Below are 15,644 nucleotides of genomic sequence, written 5' to 3' on the forward strand. Positions count from 1 at the left end.
GGGCGGCGGAACCGATCCGCGCGCTGGGCGGTGAGGTCCGCACCGGAGTCGCCGTGCGGGAGATTCTCATCGAGAACAGGGAAGTTGTGGGCGTCCGTCTTTCGGATGGGGAGTGCCTGAAGGCGGAGGCGGTGGTATCCGCCCTGCCTCCTCACCGGCTCTACAGCATAATTCCGGCGGACATCCGCCATCTGCCGCCCTGGGCCGGGCTCTCCCGGCTGGAGGCCGCCCCCATTGCCACGGCCTACATCCGGCTGGCGGAGGCGGTGCCGGGAGAGGTTTTCGAGGCGCTTCTGGATGCGCCCTGGGAGTGGCTCTTCCGACCGCGGGCGGGCGCGGAGCGAGATGGTGGCTTCATCGCCCTTCTGGCGGAGGGGGGGGATTCTATCGCGGCGGCCACTCGCGGCGAGTTGGAGGTCTCCGCCCGCGAAACGGCGGCGCGCTTTTTTCCGGGCAACGGAATTCGGGAAATCCGGATCGTTCGCGAAAGGCGTGCGACATGGGCGAACAGCGTGGATGAGCAAAGATGGCGGCCCGGCACGGCCACCCCTATCGAAAACCTTTATCTCGCAGGAGATTGGACGGCGACAGGCTTGCCCGCCACCGTGGAAGGGGCGGTCCGAAGCGGCTTTTCCGCAGCCCGAGAGGTTCTTTCCGTAGCGGAAAATGCCTAAAACGGGACCTTTTTTCTACGCTTCTTCGCTTGCGCTCTCGGCCTCACCCGCAGGGGCTTCGGCCTCGTCCGCAGGGGCCTCGCTTGCAGGAACTTCGGCTTCGCTGGCGCCGCCGGCTTTCATCACCTTGTCCGCCTGCAGACCCTTCGGGCCCTGAACGACTTCAAAAATCACGCGTTCACCCTCTTTCAGTGACTTGAAGCCTTCCTGCTGGATGGCCGAGAAATGCACGAAGATATCTCCGCCGTCCTCCTGCTCGATAAACCCGTAGCCTTTGGCATCACTGAACCACTTCACAGTTCCGGTCGGCACGCCCCCACCTCCACGCAAAATGCAACTGAACAACCGCCCGCCGAGAGCCGGGCCCGCTATATATGGATGAGCATAAGTATAGCCCAAATAAGGGATTCAATAAAATTGTCAGGATTAAGCGTTTAATGTCAAGTCTTTAGTTTTGGGTCTCTAGTCCGCCCGGACGTCCCCAGCGGCGAGGTAGCCGTCTGGATTAATGCGGGCGTCGATAAGCCAAGGTTTTCCGGAGTTAAATGCCGCAGCGAGCGCCCCGGCGAGCGCCGCCTCGGAGTCGGCCCGCGCTCCCTCGAACCCGAGTCCCTTCGCCACCGAAACATAGTCCGTGTCGTTGAAACGGGTGCCGCGCCGCTGGAAGTTCCGCGTGTCCTGTTTGATCTTGATGAGGTTGAGAAAGCCGTCGTTGAAGATCACCACCACGATCGGAAGGTTCTCGCGGGCCGCCACCTCCAGATCGCCGATCCGCATGAGAAAGCCCCCGCCCCCCGTCAGGCACAACACCGGGGCGGCGGGCTCGACCAGTTTGGCGGCCAATGCGGCCGGGAGCGCGACCGCCATCGAACCGAGGCCGCTTGAGGTCAGATACCCCCGCGGGCGGCGCGTTTCCCACAAGTCGCTCGCCAGCACCTTATGGCTTCCCGCATCCGCCGTCATGATGCCCGCATCGGGGAGATGCTCCCGCGCGATGCGGATCACCGCCCCCGGCATCAGGCCCTCCCCGCCGGGATACAGGCCGCGCCGCCGCATGTTGCGGTAGGATTCCATGTCCTCGCCGCTCCACCCCGCAGAGGGAGAAACCGCGTCGGCCAGCGCCGAAAGACTGTCCGCCAAATCGGCCACCACCTCCACCTCGGGGCGGATGACATCGTCTTTGTGCGGCACCTCGTCAATGAGGACGACCCGCTGGGGGTAGTTCCAGTCCGGTTTGAAAAGCTCGACGATGTCGAAGCCGACGACCACCAGCAGATCGGCTTTTTCCAGTATCTCCTTTTCCGATTCCGCGCCACGGAAGGTGCCCATCGCCAGCGGATGGTTTTCCGGAATTGTTCCCTTGGCGGCGAGGGAGGCGAAAACGGGCACCCCCAAGCGCTCGGCGAAGGCCAGGAAGGCCCGCTCGGCCGTATCCCCCGCCCGGTTCACCTGAAGGCCGACGATGACGGCGGGCCGCTCGGCGCGGGCGATCGCATCCGCGGCGGCCATCAGGCCGGGATGATCGCTTCCGGTGCGGGCGAGGTAGCGCAGGGGTTTTCCCTCGGGCGGGAAGCTCTCCTCCGGGGCATCGGCGCACATCACATCGTAGGGCAGGTCGATGTGTACGGGGCCGGGCCGCCCCTTCATCGCCAGCGAGATGGCGCGGCGCATCGTGGTGGCGGCCGATCCGGCCGAGAGACGGAAGGTTCCCTTCGTGACCGGGCGGTAGAGCTGATCCTGGTCCAGGCGCTGCCGCAGGTGTTTCTCAAACTGGCGGTCGGAATAGCGGTCGGTGAGAATCAGGCTCGGTGCGCGTTCGAGCCAGTTGTGCGCGGTGCCGTGGACGGCCGCCACGGCACCGGGGCCGACCCCTGTGCTGCAGACGCCGGGGCGATTCCGCAGAATTCCGTAGGTGCCCGCCATCACGGCCGCGCTGGACTCGTTGCTGCAGAGGATGTAGCGGATTCCCCGCCGGGCGGCGGCCTCGATGAGTTCCACCGAGCTCAGGCTTCCGGGCACCCCGAAAATGTACTCGATTTCAGCGTCCGCGAGCGCGGCGGCCACCACATCGGCGTAAGTGGGCATATTGGTCACCTTTCCATCGGCATCTGCCGAAGCGGGAGATGGACGGCCGGGGCGATTGAGCAATTTGGAGAGTGATTCTAACATAGGACCTTCGGTATCCTGCTGGTTCGCTCGGCGATTTTCCGCGCTCATGCCGGAGAAGGAGGAAGAGGTGGAGCTCAACGATTCCCAGATTGAGGCCTTCTGCACCCTCCTCGACGAAGAATCCCCGGACGTGGCAGAGGCGCTGGAGAATCAGGTTTCCTCTTTTTCCGACACCGATCGGTGGCGCGTTCTCGAGCGTCTTCGGAGGGGAGGAAAGACGCCCTATTTTCTCCCGCGCTCGCTGCTCCTGCTCCATTTCATGGAGCTGGAGCGGCGATTCACCGAATGGGGCGGCGGGGAGAGTGAATCGCTCGACCTCGAGGAGGGCGCGCTGCTGATCGCCTCCTTCGGCGCGCCTCTCCAGGAGGTGCGGCGCTGCTCCTTCGCCCTCGATACGATGGCGCAGGCCATCGAGGGAGCGGTGCGGAGCGTGTCATCCCCCGAGGAGAAGCTCGGGAAGCTGGCGGACTATCTCCACCGGGAACTCGGCCTCGACGGCGACCGGGAGAACTACTACAACCCGGAAAACAGCTATCTTCACAGCGTCATCGAGCGCCGCCGCGGCATTCCCATCACCCTCTCGGCCATCTACATCCTGATGGGCCGCCGGCTGGATCTTCCGATCCAGGGGGTGGGCATGCCGGGGCATTTCGTCGTCAAATACGATGCGCCGGATGGTCCGATCTTTCTCAACCCCTACGAGCGGGGCCGCGTCATGACAGTGGCCGACTGCGCGGCGACGGTCCGCGCTCTGGGCTATCATTTTGATACCCGGTTTTTGAGTGAAACCCCGGCGCGGCTGATCGTCGAGCGGATGCTGAACAACCTGATCGGCATCTTTCAGCGCGAGGGGGACGAAATGCGGGCGCGGCAGCTGGCCCGCTACCGCGAAGTGATACACGCCGGGTGATCCGGCGAATGTGAATATTTCCGGGCACGATTCTTTCCAGGAGGTAGGCGGGATGGCGGAGCAGAAGGTGAATCTCAATAAATTCAGCCGGCGGGTGACGGAGCCGCCCTCCCAGGCTGCCTCCCAGGCCATGCTGTACGGGGCCGGGCTCGACGAGCAGGACATGAAAAACCCCCAGGTGGGGATCGCGAGCATGTGGTGGGAGGGGAACTCCTGCAACTTCCACCTGAACGATCTGGCCAAGCTCGTCAAGGAGAGCGTGAACGCCGACAAGAACATGGTGGGCCTGATCTTCAATACCATCGGGGTGAGCGACGGGATTTCGATGGGCACCGAGGGGATGAAGTACTCCCTCCAGTCCCGCGAGATCATCGCCGATTCGATCGAAACCGTCGTCCAGGCCCAGTGGTACGACGCGCTGGTCACCATCCCCGGCTGCGACAAGAACATGCCGGGCTCCCTCATCGCCATGGCCCGTCTGAACCGCCCGAGCCTGATGGTCTACGGGGGTACCATCAGCCCCGGCTTTCTCAACGGCGACAAGATCGATGTCGTCTCGGCCTTCCAGGCGTATGGCGAGTTCTTCAGCGACAAGATCGGCGAGGAGAAGCTTCAGAGCATCATCCGCCACGCCTGTCCGGGGGCGGGGGCGTGCGGCGGCATGTACACCGCCAACACCATGTCCTCCTCCATCGAGACGCTGGGGATGAGCCTTCCCTACAGTTCATCGAACCCGGCGACGAGCCGGGAGAAGCGCGAGGAGTGCCTCAGCGTGGGCAAGGCGATCTACAACCTGCTCGAAAACGATATCAAGCCCTCGGACATCATGACGAAGGAAGCCTTCGAGAACGCCATCACCATCGTCATGGCGCTGGGGGGCTCCACCAACGCCGTCATGCACTACATCGCCATCGCCAAGGCCGTTGAGGTGGACATCCGGCTCGATGATTTTCAGCGGATCAGCGATCGCACCCCCTACATCGCCGACCTGAAGCCGAGCGGGCAGTTTGTGATGGAGGACCTTCACAATGCGGGCGGCGTGCCGGGGGTGCAGAAGATGCTGCTCGAGGCGGGTTTGCTCCACGGGGATTGCCTGACTGTGACCGGAAAGACGCTGGCCGAGAACCTGGAGGGCATCCCCGGCCTGAAGGCGGGGCAGAAGGTCATCGTCCCGGTATCGGACCCGATCAAAAAGACAGGGCACCTTCAAATTCTCTACGGGAACCTCTCTCCCGAGGGCGCGGTGGCCAAGATCACCGGAAAAGAAGGCATGCGCTTCGAGGGCCCCGCCCGGGTGTACGACACCGAGGAGGAGACCCTGAAGGGCCTTGAGCGCGGCGAGATCCGTAAGGGGGACGTGATCGTCATCCGCTACGAGGGCCCCAAGGGCGGACCCGGGATGCGGGAGCTGCTCACCGTCACCTCGGCCATCATGGGCATGGGTCTCGGAAAAGATGTGGCGTTGATCACCGACGGGCGCTTCTCCGGAGGAACCCACGGCTTTGTCGTGGGCCACGTCACCCCTGAGGCACAGACCGGCGGCCTGATCGCGTTCCTGAAGGACGGAGATCGCATCACCATCGATGCGGTGAAGCGCGTGCTTGAGACCGATTTGTCCGACGCCGAGATCGAAGCGAGAAGAAAGAGCTGGACGCCGCCGCCGCTTCGGGCCAAGAGGGGCACGCTCCTCAAGTATGCGAAGTGCGTCTCCTCGGCCTCGGAGGGCTGCGTGACGGACGAGTTCTAGGGGGGCGGGGGGGCTCCGCCGCTCTTTCCCTCATGCGGCATTTTCAGGCCGGGCGGCGCAATGCGCCCCCGGATAAGGATTTCCCTTCGGAATACATCGGGAATCACTTTTCCCGACCGGGGCGGGCGATGTCCCGTCGTGCACTTGCGCCAGGGGCCGGGCCGCCGCTCTCCCTTGGGAGGGAACGAGCACGGATCCAGCGGGTCCGAGCCGAGGGCGACCTCGATGCCGTCCGTGTAGCCGTCGCCGTCGGTGTCCGGGTTGTGCGGGTCCGTCCGCAGGAACTTCACCTCTTCCCCGTCTCTGAGCAGATCACCGTCCCCGTCGTACTTCAGGGGGTTGGTGCGGTAGCGCAGGACCTCCTCGCCGTCCGTCAGCCCGTCCCCGTCGGTGTCCGCTTTTTGCGGGTTCGTGTTGTGGATTCTCACCTCGGCGAGATCGGTCAGCCCGTCCCCGTCGCTGTCCACGCACTGGTTGTTTTGCCGCTGGGTCTGGGCCGCCTTCAGCGCGCGCCTTGCGCGGGTGATGAAGCGCGTCAGCTGGGCCAGATCGGGCGTATCTTTCTCCTGGAGAGTCTGGTACGTGGCGAAGCGGGCGATGGCGAAGGGGGTCGGCGCGCAAAGTTCAATATTTCCCTTGCCGTCCTCGGCGTCGAAATCCTTGACGAGGCGGTCGAATTCCTTGTGGATGGATTCGCGGAGTATGGCGACGGCATCCGGGTGCGGGCCTCTGAGCGAAAATCCTCCGGCGCATCCGGCTGTGAGGAGAACAAGAGTAATGGCCCAGCGGGACACGAGGCGGAGCTCCCTCGTTAGAGGCGGTAGGGTTGAATCCTCCATTTTCACGGGTACCATATCATCAACCTGCCGGGCGTTGCGCGGCCCGGCGCGCACCCTCTTTTTTGCCGGAGCATATTTTTTCGGATAGGGCATGGAAAATCAGGAAACATTAGAGCAGGCGGCGGAATGGCTCCGCGCCTCGCGGATGACGGTTTGCCTGACCGGCGCCGGGATCAGCACCGAGAGCGGGATACCGGATTTCCGATCGCGGGGCGGCATCTGGGAGCGGTTCGACCCCCGTGACTTCGACATCCGCAGATGGAGCGGATCCGAGGAAGTGCGCGCGCGCTACTGGAAGATGGCGCGCGAGGGGTATCCGCACGTGAAAAACGCCGCCCCCTCGGCGGGGCACGGGGCGCTTGCCCGTCTTGCACGCGAGGGCGAACTCTCCCTTCTCATTACCCAGAACACCGACGGCCTGCACCAGAAGGCGGGACATCGCCTGGAGCGGGTGGTGGAGCTTCACGGGACGAGCCATGTGTGCATCTGTCTCGGCTGCGGGGAGCGGGTGCCGCGCGAGGCGGTGCAGGCGCGCGTCGAGGCGGGAGAAATCATCCCGCTGTGCGATGGGTGCGGCGGGCTACTGAAGCCGGATGCGGTATTTTTCGGCGAGGGGATCGCAGCGGATCGCCTGAGCCGCTCCGTGGCCGGGGCCGAGGCGGCCGAAGTGTTTCTCGTCGTGGGCTCCTCCCTCAAGGTGCGCCCGGCGGCGGCCCTCCCCGAGCGGGCGCTCCAGCGGGGAGCGCGGCTCATCATCGTCAACGAGAGCCCGACCCGGCTCGATGCCCGGGCCGGCGCGGTTCTTCGCGGTAAATCGGGCGAAATTCTGCCCGATCTGGTTGCGGGTGCCCTGGCGTAGGGCCTCCCCCCCGCCTGTGGAAGGCCTCCTCCGGCCCGCTCTCGCGCTGGTTGCGCCGCCCTCTCCTGTGGTAGCTTGTGACCTCTCCTGAAAGGGTACTCGCGACAAATCAGACGAAGGGGAAGCGAATGGGCAGCCGCATTACGCCCGAGGTGGCGGCGCTTGAGGGAAAAACCCACGGGCCGTTCCGGGTCCGCGTGGAGGCGGGCGCCATCCGGAAATTCGCCGACGCCATCGGCGATCCGAATCCCGCCTACCGGGGCGAGAACCCGGTAGCGCCGCCGACGTTTCCCACCACCTTTCGCTCCGAGGACCCGTATCCGGATGTGCCCGAAGGTTTTGGCGACGTGGGGCTTCATGCCTCTCAGTGCTATGAGTTCGAGCGCCCCCTCCGGGCGGGCGATGAGCTGGACGTGTCCTTCACCGTGAAGCGTGTCTACGAGAAAGGCGGCAGCTCGGGCGATCTCGTTTTCCTCGAGCGTGAGTATGACATTCGCGACGCCCGCAGCGGGGAAAAGATCGGCGGGGGACAGTGGGTCAGTCTCCGCCGCTTCAACAAGTAGGAGGAAAGTTTGAGTTACGCAGCCGGAGATGCGCTCCCTGATCTCGTGAAGGATCCGATCGGCAGGGTACAGCTGGTCAAGTACGCCGGCGCGAGCGGAGATTTCAATCCGCTGCACTTTGACGACTCGGTGGCGCAGGAGAGGGGACTCGATCAGGTCATCGCCCACGGGATGCTCTCGATGGCGTTTCTGGGCCAGGCCGCCGAGTCGGCCTTCGGCGCGGGCAGCATCCGGAAGTTGGAGGTGAACTTCCGCGGCATGGTACGTCTCGGCGATGTGATCACTTGCCGGGGCGAGGTGACCGAGGTGCGCGAGCAGGGGGGAAGGCGGCTCGCCGTCTGCGCCCTCGAGGCCGTGAACCAGGAAGGGGCGCCGGTCACCAAGGGGACGGCGGAAGCCTGGCTAACTGATTGATAGATAATACTTTTTAATTTTTTCCTTATCGGATAAAGGGGAGAACATTGGCGACACATGAGTTGAACACAACGAGGGATACGGTGCACTGGGGCTACTACGATGCTTCGCAGGAGCCAGTCCTGCGGGTAGCCTCGGGGGACACCCTGGTTCTTCATTCTGAATCCGGGAGGGCGGACATCCTCGATGAGCTCGGCGATCGCGTCTCGCCCGAGCTGCGGGATATTCTGGCGAATGCGGAGAAGGGCCCCGGTGCGCACATCATGACGGGTCCGGTCTATGTGGAGGGCGCCGAGCCGGGCGATGTGCTCGAGGTGCGGATCAAGGAGATCGAGCCGCGCTACGACTGGGGCTACAACGGTTTCCTGCCGCTGGCGGGCGGGCTGCCCGAGGATTTTCCCTACTCGCGCGTGGTGGTGGTGAACGTCGATCTCGACAAGCGCGTCGGCGACTGGGGCGCCGGGGTGCAGGTTCCGCTCGCGCCCTTTTTCGGCAACTTCGGCGTGGCGCCCCCGCCGGGGATGGGCCGCATCGCCACCATCCCGCCCGGTGAGTGGGGAGCGAACATGGACATCAAGGAACTGACGGCGGGCACGACGGTCTACTTCCCCGTCTTCAACAAGGGGGCGCTCTTCTCGGCGGGCGACGGCCACGGCTGCCAGGGAGACGGTGAGGCGAACATCAACGGCATCGAGATGGGGCTGAAGGGCACCTTCGAGCTCATCGTGCGAAAGGACATGAAGCTGAAATCCCCGCGGGCCGAGTCGCCGACCCATCACATTCTGATGGGGTTCGACCCTATCCTGGACAACGCGGCCAAGATAGCTCTCCGGCAAACTATTGATTTTCTTGGAGAAATCAAGGGAATGAGCCGGGATGACGCTTATATTCTCTGCAGCCTTGCGGTGGATCTGCGCATCTCCCAGATCGTGAACCAGGTGAAGGGGGTTCACGCCATGCTGCCGAAAGCGATTCTCGGCTAGAAATATTTCCTGTGTGGAAGGAGTCCACCCATGGCGCACCATGAATTGATTGCCTCGAAGGATACGGTTCACTGGGGCTATTACGACGCAAAAATCCCGCCGATCCTGGAAATCGAGTCGGGCGACACGGTGCGGTTCCACATCGAGTCGGGGTGGGCGGAGGCCCGGGAAACTTACGGCCACCGCGTCTCGCAGGCGCTGAGCGACATCTTCGAGAACTGCCGCCGGGGCGGCGGCGGGCACATCCTTGTCGGGCCGATTGCCGTCAAGGGCGCCATGCCGGGCGATGTGCTCGAGGTGCGGATCAAGGAGGTCGAGCCGCGCTACGACTGGGGCTACAACTCCTTCAATCCGCTGAAGGGCGGGGTGCCGGAGGATTTCCCCTACAGCCGGACCGTCATCGTGAACGTGGACAAGAAAGCCGGGGTGGGCGACTGGGGCGCGGGGGTGAAGGTGCCGCTCCGGCCGTTCTTCGGGCACCTGGGCGTCGCGCCGCCGCCCGCGATGGGCGAGCTGCCGAGCATTCCGCCCGGCATCTGGGGCGGCAACCTGGACAACAAAGAACTGATTGCCGGATCGACGGTCTATTTGCCCGTCCACAACGCCGGCGCGCAGTTCTCCGCCGGGGATGGGCACGGCTGCCAGGGGGACGGAGAAGCCTGCGTCTCCGCCCTCGAGACGGCGCTGATCGGCACCTTCGAGATCGTCTTGCGGAAAGACATGCGAATCGAGGTGCCGCGTGCCGAGACGGACACCCACTACATCACGATGGGCTTCGACCCCGTCCTCGACAGCGCCGTGAAGATGGCGCTCCGCGAGGCGATCAAGTTCATCCATGAAGAGAAGGGGCTGAGCCGGGAAGACGCCTACTCGCTTTGCAGCCTGGCGGTCGATCTGCGCGTGACCCAGATCGTGAACGGCATCAAGGGCGCCCACGCCATGATCCCGAAAGTGGTTTTTGTCTGAGAATTTTCTCAAAAATTTTTTCTGCCGGAGAGAAGGGGAGAAGGTGAGCGCAGCGAGAGGGAAAAGAGAACCCATCGGCCTGGCCATCATCGGCTGCGGGACCATCGGAAGAATTCGCGGAGAGTTCGCCCGCGACTATCCCGGGTTCGAGTGGCTGGGGCTCTGCGACATCAAGGAAGATCTAGGGAAAAAGCTTGCGGCGGACTGCGAGGCGGATTTTTTCACCACCGACTACAAGGAGCTGATCAACCGCTCCGAGGTCAACGCGGTGATCGTGGCGACCGAGGAGAGCGCACACGTCGGCCCCATCATGGCGGCGGTGGAGAAGGGCTATCCGCTCTTCATCGAAAAGCCGCTGGCGACGAACGCGGTCGAATCCGCCCAGGTTCTCAAGGCCATCGAGGACGCGGGGGTGGACGCCGTGGTGGGCTACACCCAGAGGTTCCGCCGCCGGTTTCTCGTGGTGAAGGAAAAGGTGCGCAACGGGGAGCTCGGCGAGGTGACCACCGTGACCACCCGGGCGTTCATGAACCGGCTGGTGCCCATCGCCACGGTCGCCAAGACCGAATATCGCCACCGCCTGACCCCGATGGTGGTCTCCGGCACCCACAGCCTGGACGCCTCCATGTGGTTTCTCGAAGGGAAAACCCCGGTCGAGGTCTACGCCCGCTCCGTGGACAAGGCCCTCGGCGCCTCCTACGGCACGAAGGACGCCAATCTGGGCATCTTCACCTTCGATGACGACACCATCTGGAGCATGTCCATCAGCTGGGCGCTGCCGGTGGTCTGGCCGGGCTCGGTCTACGGCCTCGAGATCGGCATCGTCGGCACCGAAGGGGTGATCACGATCGACGATACCCACCGCGATCTGGTGCTTGCGACCGAAAAGCCCCAGCCGGCGGGCTACACCCCCGACGTGAAGCGGAACGTGGACTTTCTGACCAGCTACCCGCCCGGCGACATCGCCTTCGGGCAGCTCTGGGGTCCGATGCGGGAGGAGACGAACGCCTGGTTCAACCGCATCTACACCGGCCTCGAAACGCCACACGCGACGGCGGCCGACGGCCACCGCAACCTCCTGATGACGATGGCGATGGACCTCTCCGCCAAGCGGAAAAAGCCCGTTGCTCTGCCGGTCGATCCGGAAGAGCTGGAGGCAGAACTCTAGCGCCGGATGATTCCACTGCGCAAAGGAGAAACACCCTCATGCGATTGAAAGGAAAGTCAGCCGTTGTGACGGGCTCGGCCCAGGGAATCGGAAGGGCCGTGGTGGAGGCGTTCGCCCGCGAGGGCGGGCGCGTGATTGCGGTGGACCTCAACGAGGAAGGAGGCGAGGAGACCGCGAAGCGCGTCCGCGATGCGGGCGGCGAGGCGTTTTTCTTCCGGGCCGATGTGAGCCGGCTCTCCGATGTGGAGGCCGCCCTCGACGCCTGCGAGCAGCATTTTGGGCCGGTGGACATCATGGTGAACAACGCGGGCATCGTGCGGGCCGCCATGGTCCACAAGATGACGGAGCAGCAGTTCGACGAGGTGATCGCGGTCCACCTGAAGGGCACCTGGGTGGGCATCCACGCGGCCTCGAAGCGGATGATCGAGCGCAAGTCGGGCCGGATCATCAACGTGACTTCCGGCGCGGGCCTGCGGGGCACCATCGGGCAGATCAACTACTCGGCCGCGAAGATGGGCATCGTGGGCGCGACCAAGAGCGCCGCCCGGGAGCTGGGCCGCTACGCCATTACGGTGAACTGCATCTCCCCGGCGGCGATCACCCCCATGACCGAGACGATACGGACGGACGAGCGGTTCGAGTCGAAGTACATGGAGCGCATCTGTCTGGGGAGATGGGGAGAGCCCGAGGAGATGGCGGCAGGGTTTGTCTTTCTCGCCTCGGACGAGGCCAGCTACGTGACCGGCGTTGTGCTCCGGATTGACGGAGGCCTCGGGATATAGAAATACCGGCTTGGACGAGTCGGCGAAGGGCATCCCAAGGCCCCCGGAATCCGGAATGATGTTCCTTTAGGCGTTCATGCCCGCGGCAATGGCCTCACCCAGGCGCTCCTCGACGATCTCCACAAGTTTTTCGTGAAATCCCAGGTGCGGGCCGAGGACGATCTCCCGACCGGGGTGGCGCTGGCGGCCTTCTTCGACGAAGCGCGGCATGTCCTTCAGTACATGGTTTCCCAGATGGAGAAAGTAGGGCAGCAGAACGATCTGCTGCGCTCCCGCCGCGGCGCAAATGTCGATGCCCTCGGGGATCGAAGGGGCGTTGATCTCGAGAAAGGCCGCTTCGATCATCCAGCCGGGATACGCGGCCCGAAGCCGCTCCACGACCTCGTACATCCCTTCGTTCGCTTCCTCGGCCCGGCTGCCGTGGCCGAGGATCAGGACGGCGGTTTCTTCGGCCGCCTTTCCGTTTAGACCATGCACTCGCCTTCTCCCCGTTCAAGCTTGTAGACCGTCTTGCGGTCCCAGTCGTAGAACATGTCCTCATCGTTGAACTGTCCGGGACGGTGCAGGTCCGCGAGCAGCGTCTCGAACGCTTCGGGGCCGACGCGGTCGTAAAACTCATTGAAGCGCTCTTCCACCGAATGCTTCTCCGCGTAGAAGGTGAGAATGCGCCTCAGCGCCTCGGGGGCCTTCTTTGCCGGGATGCGGAGCTGGGTCCGGTCGCCGATGCGCGTGTTGCCGCCGGTATTCTCGTAGCATCCCCCGAGGAAGAGCTCGTAGGCGGGTATCTGCTTGCCGTCCGCCTTGAGCGTCCCGCCGTGGAAGCCGATGTTGGCGATGTGGTGCTGTCCGCAGGAGTTGGGGCAGCCGCTCATCTTGATGTGAATCTCCCGCACGAGCGGGTCCTCGATGTTCATCTCCTCGATGGTCTCGCCCAGGGCCCTCCCCAGCCCCATGGAGGAGGTGATGCCGAGCTTGCAGGAGTCCGTTCCCGGGCAGGAGACGATGTCGCTGATCTCGCGGGCGCCGGCCGCGGCCAGCCCCGCCTTGTCGAGCTCCCTCCAGAGGCGCGGAAGGTCCGCCTCGCGCACCCAGCGGAGGATGATGTTCTGCTCAAAGCTCGCGCGGGCGCGCCCTCTCGCGAACCGGCGGGTGAGATTGGCCAGGATGGGGAACTGCTCGGCGCTGATGTCGCCGAGGGGCAGCTTCACCTCGACGGCGTAGTAGCCTTCCTGCCGCTGGGCGGTCGCGTTCGCGGTGCGCCAGGCGGAGAAGGCCGCCGAGTCGCCGTTCAGCTCCAGCGCCGTGCCGTTCGTACCGTTCGTGCCGGCGTCCGGGTAGAAGGCGTTTGCCTCCTCGTCGTCCTCCCACAGGTAGGAGGCGAGGTCGATCGGCTCTTTCGCCCAATCCTGCTTGAGTTCCTCCTCCACCCGCTCGCGGAGGCCGTCGATGCCGATCCAGCTCACCAGGTACTTGATCCGAGCCTTGAACCGGGTTTTTCGCAGCTCCTTCGAGTCGTTGAACACCCGGATGAGCGCCTCGCTCACCCGGAGGAAGTCCGAGACGGGAACGAACTCATAAAGGGTTTCCGCCACCCGGGCGAACGTCGCCAGCCCGCCGCCGACCAGCATCTTGAAGCCCTTGACCTCTCTGCCCTCCACCTCGCGGATGACGGGAAGAAAGCCGATGTCGTGAATCCCGGCGACGACGCAATCGTCCTCGCAGCTCGAGAAAGCCACCTTGAACTTCCGCGGCATGTCCTGCGTGAAGGGCTTGCGGACGAAGTAGCGCGCAAAGGCGCCCGCATAGGGGGTGGCGTCAAAAAGCTGGTTCTGGCAGACGCCCGCGTAGGCGCAGCCGGTGACGTTGCGGACACAGTTTCCGCAGGCCTCCCGCGTGGTGAGGCCAGAATCCCCCAGGATGCGCAGTGCCTCGGTGGCGCGTTCGAGCGGGATGAAGTGGAACTGCACGTTCTCGCGCGTGGTGACGTGCCCTTTCCGCAGGGGCGAGAATTCCCGCGCGATGCGCCCGAGGGCGTCGAGCTGGTCCGCATTGAGTCCCCCGAAGGGAATTTTCACACGGACCATGTGGACGTCCTGCTGCCGCTGGCCGTAGACGCCGCGGCGCAGACGGAAGGGGATGAATTCCTTGTCCACAATCTCTCCCCGCTTGTAGCGGGTGGCCTCGGTTTCGAAGTCATCAAATTCCTCGGGGAGGATGGGGATGACCGGTAGCGAAACGGTCGTGCCGGGCGTTTTGTGCGACTGCGGGTTCATGGTCTCTCTCCTGTGCTTAAATCCGGGCCGCATTGGGCGCGGCGGAGTTCAGTTGTTCTTCCAGCGACTCGGGCGAAGCCGGATGCCCCCAGAGGATCTCCCTGCGGGCTTCCGGGTGGAACCAGTCCAATTCGTCCGAAAGGGCGGCCACCTCTCCGACCACGATGACGGCGGGCGGCGAGATTTCTTCCCGTTCGGCGAACAAGGGTGCGCTTTCAAGCGAGCAGCGGATCGTGCGCTGCCTTTCGGTCGTTGCGTTTTCGACGATGGCCACCGGCGTGGCAGGCGCCATCCCGCCCGTGATGAGCGCATGGGCGATCCGGCCGACAGACCGTGCGCCCATCAGAAAGACGAGGGTGCCGCGCGTCTGCGCCAGATGGGCGTAGTCCACCTGGCTGTCCGGCTTCGCCGGGTCCTCATGGGCGGTCACGAAGGTGACTGCGGCGGCCAGCCCCCTGTGGGTGACGGGGATGCCGGCGTAGGCCGGTCCCGCCACCGCCGAGCTGACGCCGGGGATAATCTCGAAGGGGATGCCGGATTCGGCGAGAGCGAGCGCTTCCTCGCCGCCGCGGCCGAAGACAAAGGGATCCCCCCCCTTCAGGCGGACGACCCGCAGGCCCTCGCGCGCGAATTCCACCAGAAGGCGGTTGATCTCCTCCTGCGTCAGGGTGTGCCGTCCGGCGCTCTTGCCGGCATAGATGCGGCGGCAGCGGGGCGGGCAGAGGGAGAGCACCTGCTCGGAAACCAGGCGGTCGTAAACGACGGCATCGGCGCCCTCGAGCAGACGGGCCGCCCGAAGCGTGAGCAGTTCGGGGTCGCCGGGACCTGCACCCACGATGAAGACCCGGCCGTTTCCGTGCGTTTCCGCGCTCATGCTTTGCTTATGCCTCCGTCCCTAGTTCCCGGTGCGGGCCGCGCCGTTTCCGGCGGAGACCCGCTGGGCGATGTCCTGCATCAGTCCGCCCATCTTCTGGCTCTTGCTCTCGAGGGCGGGCTCGATTCCATAGGCCCGCAGCGCCGCCGTCGTGACGGGCCCAATGGATGCCGTCAGGGTCTTCTCGTTCAGGGCCTGGGCCAGCGCATCTGCCTTTCCCTCCTCGTCCGCCGCCGAGAGGAGGTTGTGAACGGCCGGCGGGCTGGTGAAGGGGATGATGTCAATCTCGCCGGAGATCAGTTTTTTAATAAGGTCGGGCACGGCTGCCGGGTTTTCCGGCGGATGAAAGGCGTATGGGGTGCCGTGGCGGAGCAGCCCGCCTTTTTGGAGGATGGTTTCTTTCAGTACGGACGGAATCTCGCC

Annotated in this window: 16 protein-coding genes and 1 pseudogene; 10 read left to right on the plus strand and 7 right to left on the minus strand. The window is 64.5% G+C overall.

The genetic code is table 11. The features are described 5' to 3' along the window. The coding region (locus O2807_03135) for an FAD-dependent oxidoreductase (GenBank protein ID MDA0999499.1) at positions 1-674 on the plus strand (674 nt) is incomplete at its 5' end. A 123-nt stretch (positions 675-797) separates the two neighbouring features. On the opposite strand, the pseudogene O2807_03140 reads toward O2807_03135, so the two are convergent. Together O2807_03140 and O2807_03145 are read right to left on the minus strand one after the other, a co-directional pair. Further along, positions 798-986, minus strand: a pseudogene (locus O2807_03140) (cold-shock protein). A gap of 150 nt (positions 987-1,136) precedes the next feature. Beyond that, positions 1,137-2,759: a thiamine pyrophosphate-binding protein gene (locus tag O2807_03145; GenBank protein MDA0999500.1), complete on the minus strand. Its 1,623-nt coding sequence runs from the start codon at positions 2,757-2,759 to the stop codon at positions 1,137-1,139. 151 nt (positions 2,760-2,910) lie between these two features. Between O2807_03145 and O2807_03150 the strand changes: the two genes are divergently transcribed. Together O2807_03150 and ilvD are read left to right on the plus strand one after the other, a co-directional pair. After that, complete coding sequence (locus tag O2807_03150) at positions 2,911-3,753, plus strand: transglutaminase-like domain-containing protein (GenBank protein ID MDA0999501.1); 843 nt, start codon at positions 2,911-2,913, stop codon at positions 3,751-3,753. A gap of 52 nt (positions 3,754-3,805) precedes the next feature. Beyond that, entirely contained in the window at positions 3,806-5,500 is a 1,695-nt protein-coding gene (gene ilvD, locus O2807_03155) for a dihydroxy-acid dehydratase (GenBank protein MDA0999502.1), read from the plus strand. Here the strand turns inward: ilvD and O2807_03160 are convergent. Next, the gene (locus O2807_03160; protein ID MDA0999503.1) at positions 5,497-6,294 is read right to left on the minus strand and encodes a hypothetical protein; all 798 of its coding nucleotides are present in this window, start codon (positions 6,292-6,294) and stop codon (positions 5,497-5,499) included. The two genes, ilvD and O2807_03160, sit on opposite strands and share 4 nt — an antisense overlap. A gap of 136 nt (positions 6,295-6,430) precedes the next feature. Between O2807_03160 and O2807_03165 the strand changes: the two genes are divergently transcribed. From O2807_03165 to O2807_03195, 7 genes are all read left to right on the plus strand, one after another. Then, entirely contained in the window at positions 6,431-7,198 is a 768-nt protein-coding gene (locus O2807_03165; protein ID MDA0999504.1) for a Sir2 family NAD-dependent protein deacetylase, read from the plus strand. 128 nt (positions 7,199-7,326) lie between these two features. Continuing rightward, positions 7,327-7,761 carry a MaoC family dehydratase N-terminal domain-containing protein gene (locus O2807_03170; protein MDA0999505.1) on the plus strand — a complete coding sequence of 145 codons (435 nt, stop codon included), beginning with the start codon at positions 7,327-7,329 and terminating at the stop codon, positions 7,759-7,761. A gap of 9 nt (positions 7,762-7,770) precedes the next feature. Next, positions 7,771-8,175: a MaoC/PaaZ C-terminal domain-containing protein gene (locus O2807_03175; GenBank protein ID MDA0999506.1), complete on the plus strand. Its 405-nt coding sequence runs from the start codon at positions 7,771-7,773 to the stop codon at positions 8,173-8,175. A 62-nt stretch (positions 8,176-8,237) separates the two neighbouring features. After that, positions 8,238-9,158, plus strand: coding sequence for an acetamidase/formamidase family protein (locus tag O2807_03180; protein ID MDA0999507.1), 921 nt, complete (start codon positions 8,238-8,240; stop codon positions 9,156-9,158). A 30-nt stretch (positions 9,159-9,188) separates the two neighbouring features. Then, the gene (locus tag O2807_03185; GenBank protein ID MDA0999508.1) at positions 9,189-10,124 is read left to right on the plus strand and encodes an acetamidase/formamidase family protein; all 936 of its coding nucleotides are present in this window, start codon (positions 9,189-9,191) and stop codon (positions 10,122-10,124) included. A gap of 43 nt (positions 10,125-10,167) precedes the next feature. Continuing rightward, entirely contained in the window at positions 10,168-11,292 is a 1,125-nt protein-coding gene (locus tag O2807_03190) for a Gfo/Idh/MocA family oxidoreductase (protein ID MDA0999509.1), read from the plus strand. A gap of 38 nt (positions 11,293-11,330) precedes the next feature. Further along, entirely contained in the window at positions 11,331-12,074 is a 744-nt protein-coding gene (locus O2807_03195; GenBank protein MDA0999510.1) for a glucose 1-dehydrogenase, read from the plus strand. 66 nt (positions 12,075-12,140) lie between these two features. Here the strand turns inward: O2807_03195 and O2807_03200 are convergent, their stop codons facing one another. The 4 genes from O2807_03200 to O2807_03215 form a co-directional block, all read right to left on the minus strand. After that, positions 12,141-12,551, minus strand: coding sequence for a CbiX/SirB N-terminal domain-containing protein (locus O2807_03200; GenBank protein ID MDA0999511.1), 411 nt, complete (start codon positions 12,549-12,551; stop codon positions 12,141-12,143). Further along, the gene (locus tag O2807_03205; protein ID MDA0999512.1) at positions 12,539-14,347 is read right to left on the minus strand and encodes a nitrite/sulfite reductase; all 1,809 of its coding nucleotides are present in this window, start codon (positions 14,345-14,347) and stop codon (positions 12,539-12,541) included. The genes O2807_03200 and O2807_03205 overlap by 13 nt, the downstream gene beginning before the upstream one ends. Positions 14,348-14,363: 16 nt before the next feature. Beyond that, entirely contained in the window at positions 14,364-15,221 is an 858-nt protein-coding gene (gene cobA, locus O2807_03210) for a uroporphyrinogen-III C-methyltransferase (GenBank protein MDA0999513.1), read from the minus strand. 21 nt (positions 15,222-15,242) lie between these two features. Further along, positions 15,243-15,644: uroporphyrinogen-III synthase (locus O2807_03215; GenBank protein MDA0999514.1), on the minus strand; the 402-nt coding region annotated here is incomplete at its 5' end.

The sequence above is a fragment of the bacterium genome, assembly GCA_027622355.1.
Taxonomy (GTDB): domain Bacteria; phylum UBA8248; class UBA8248; order UBA8248; family UBA8248; genus JAQBZT01.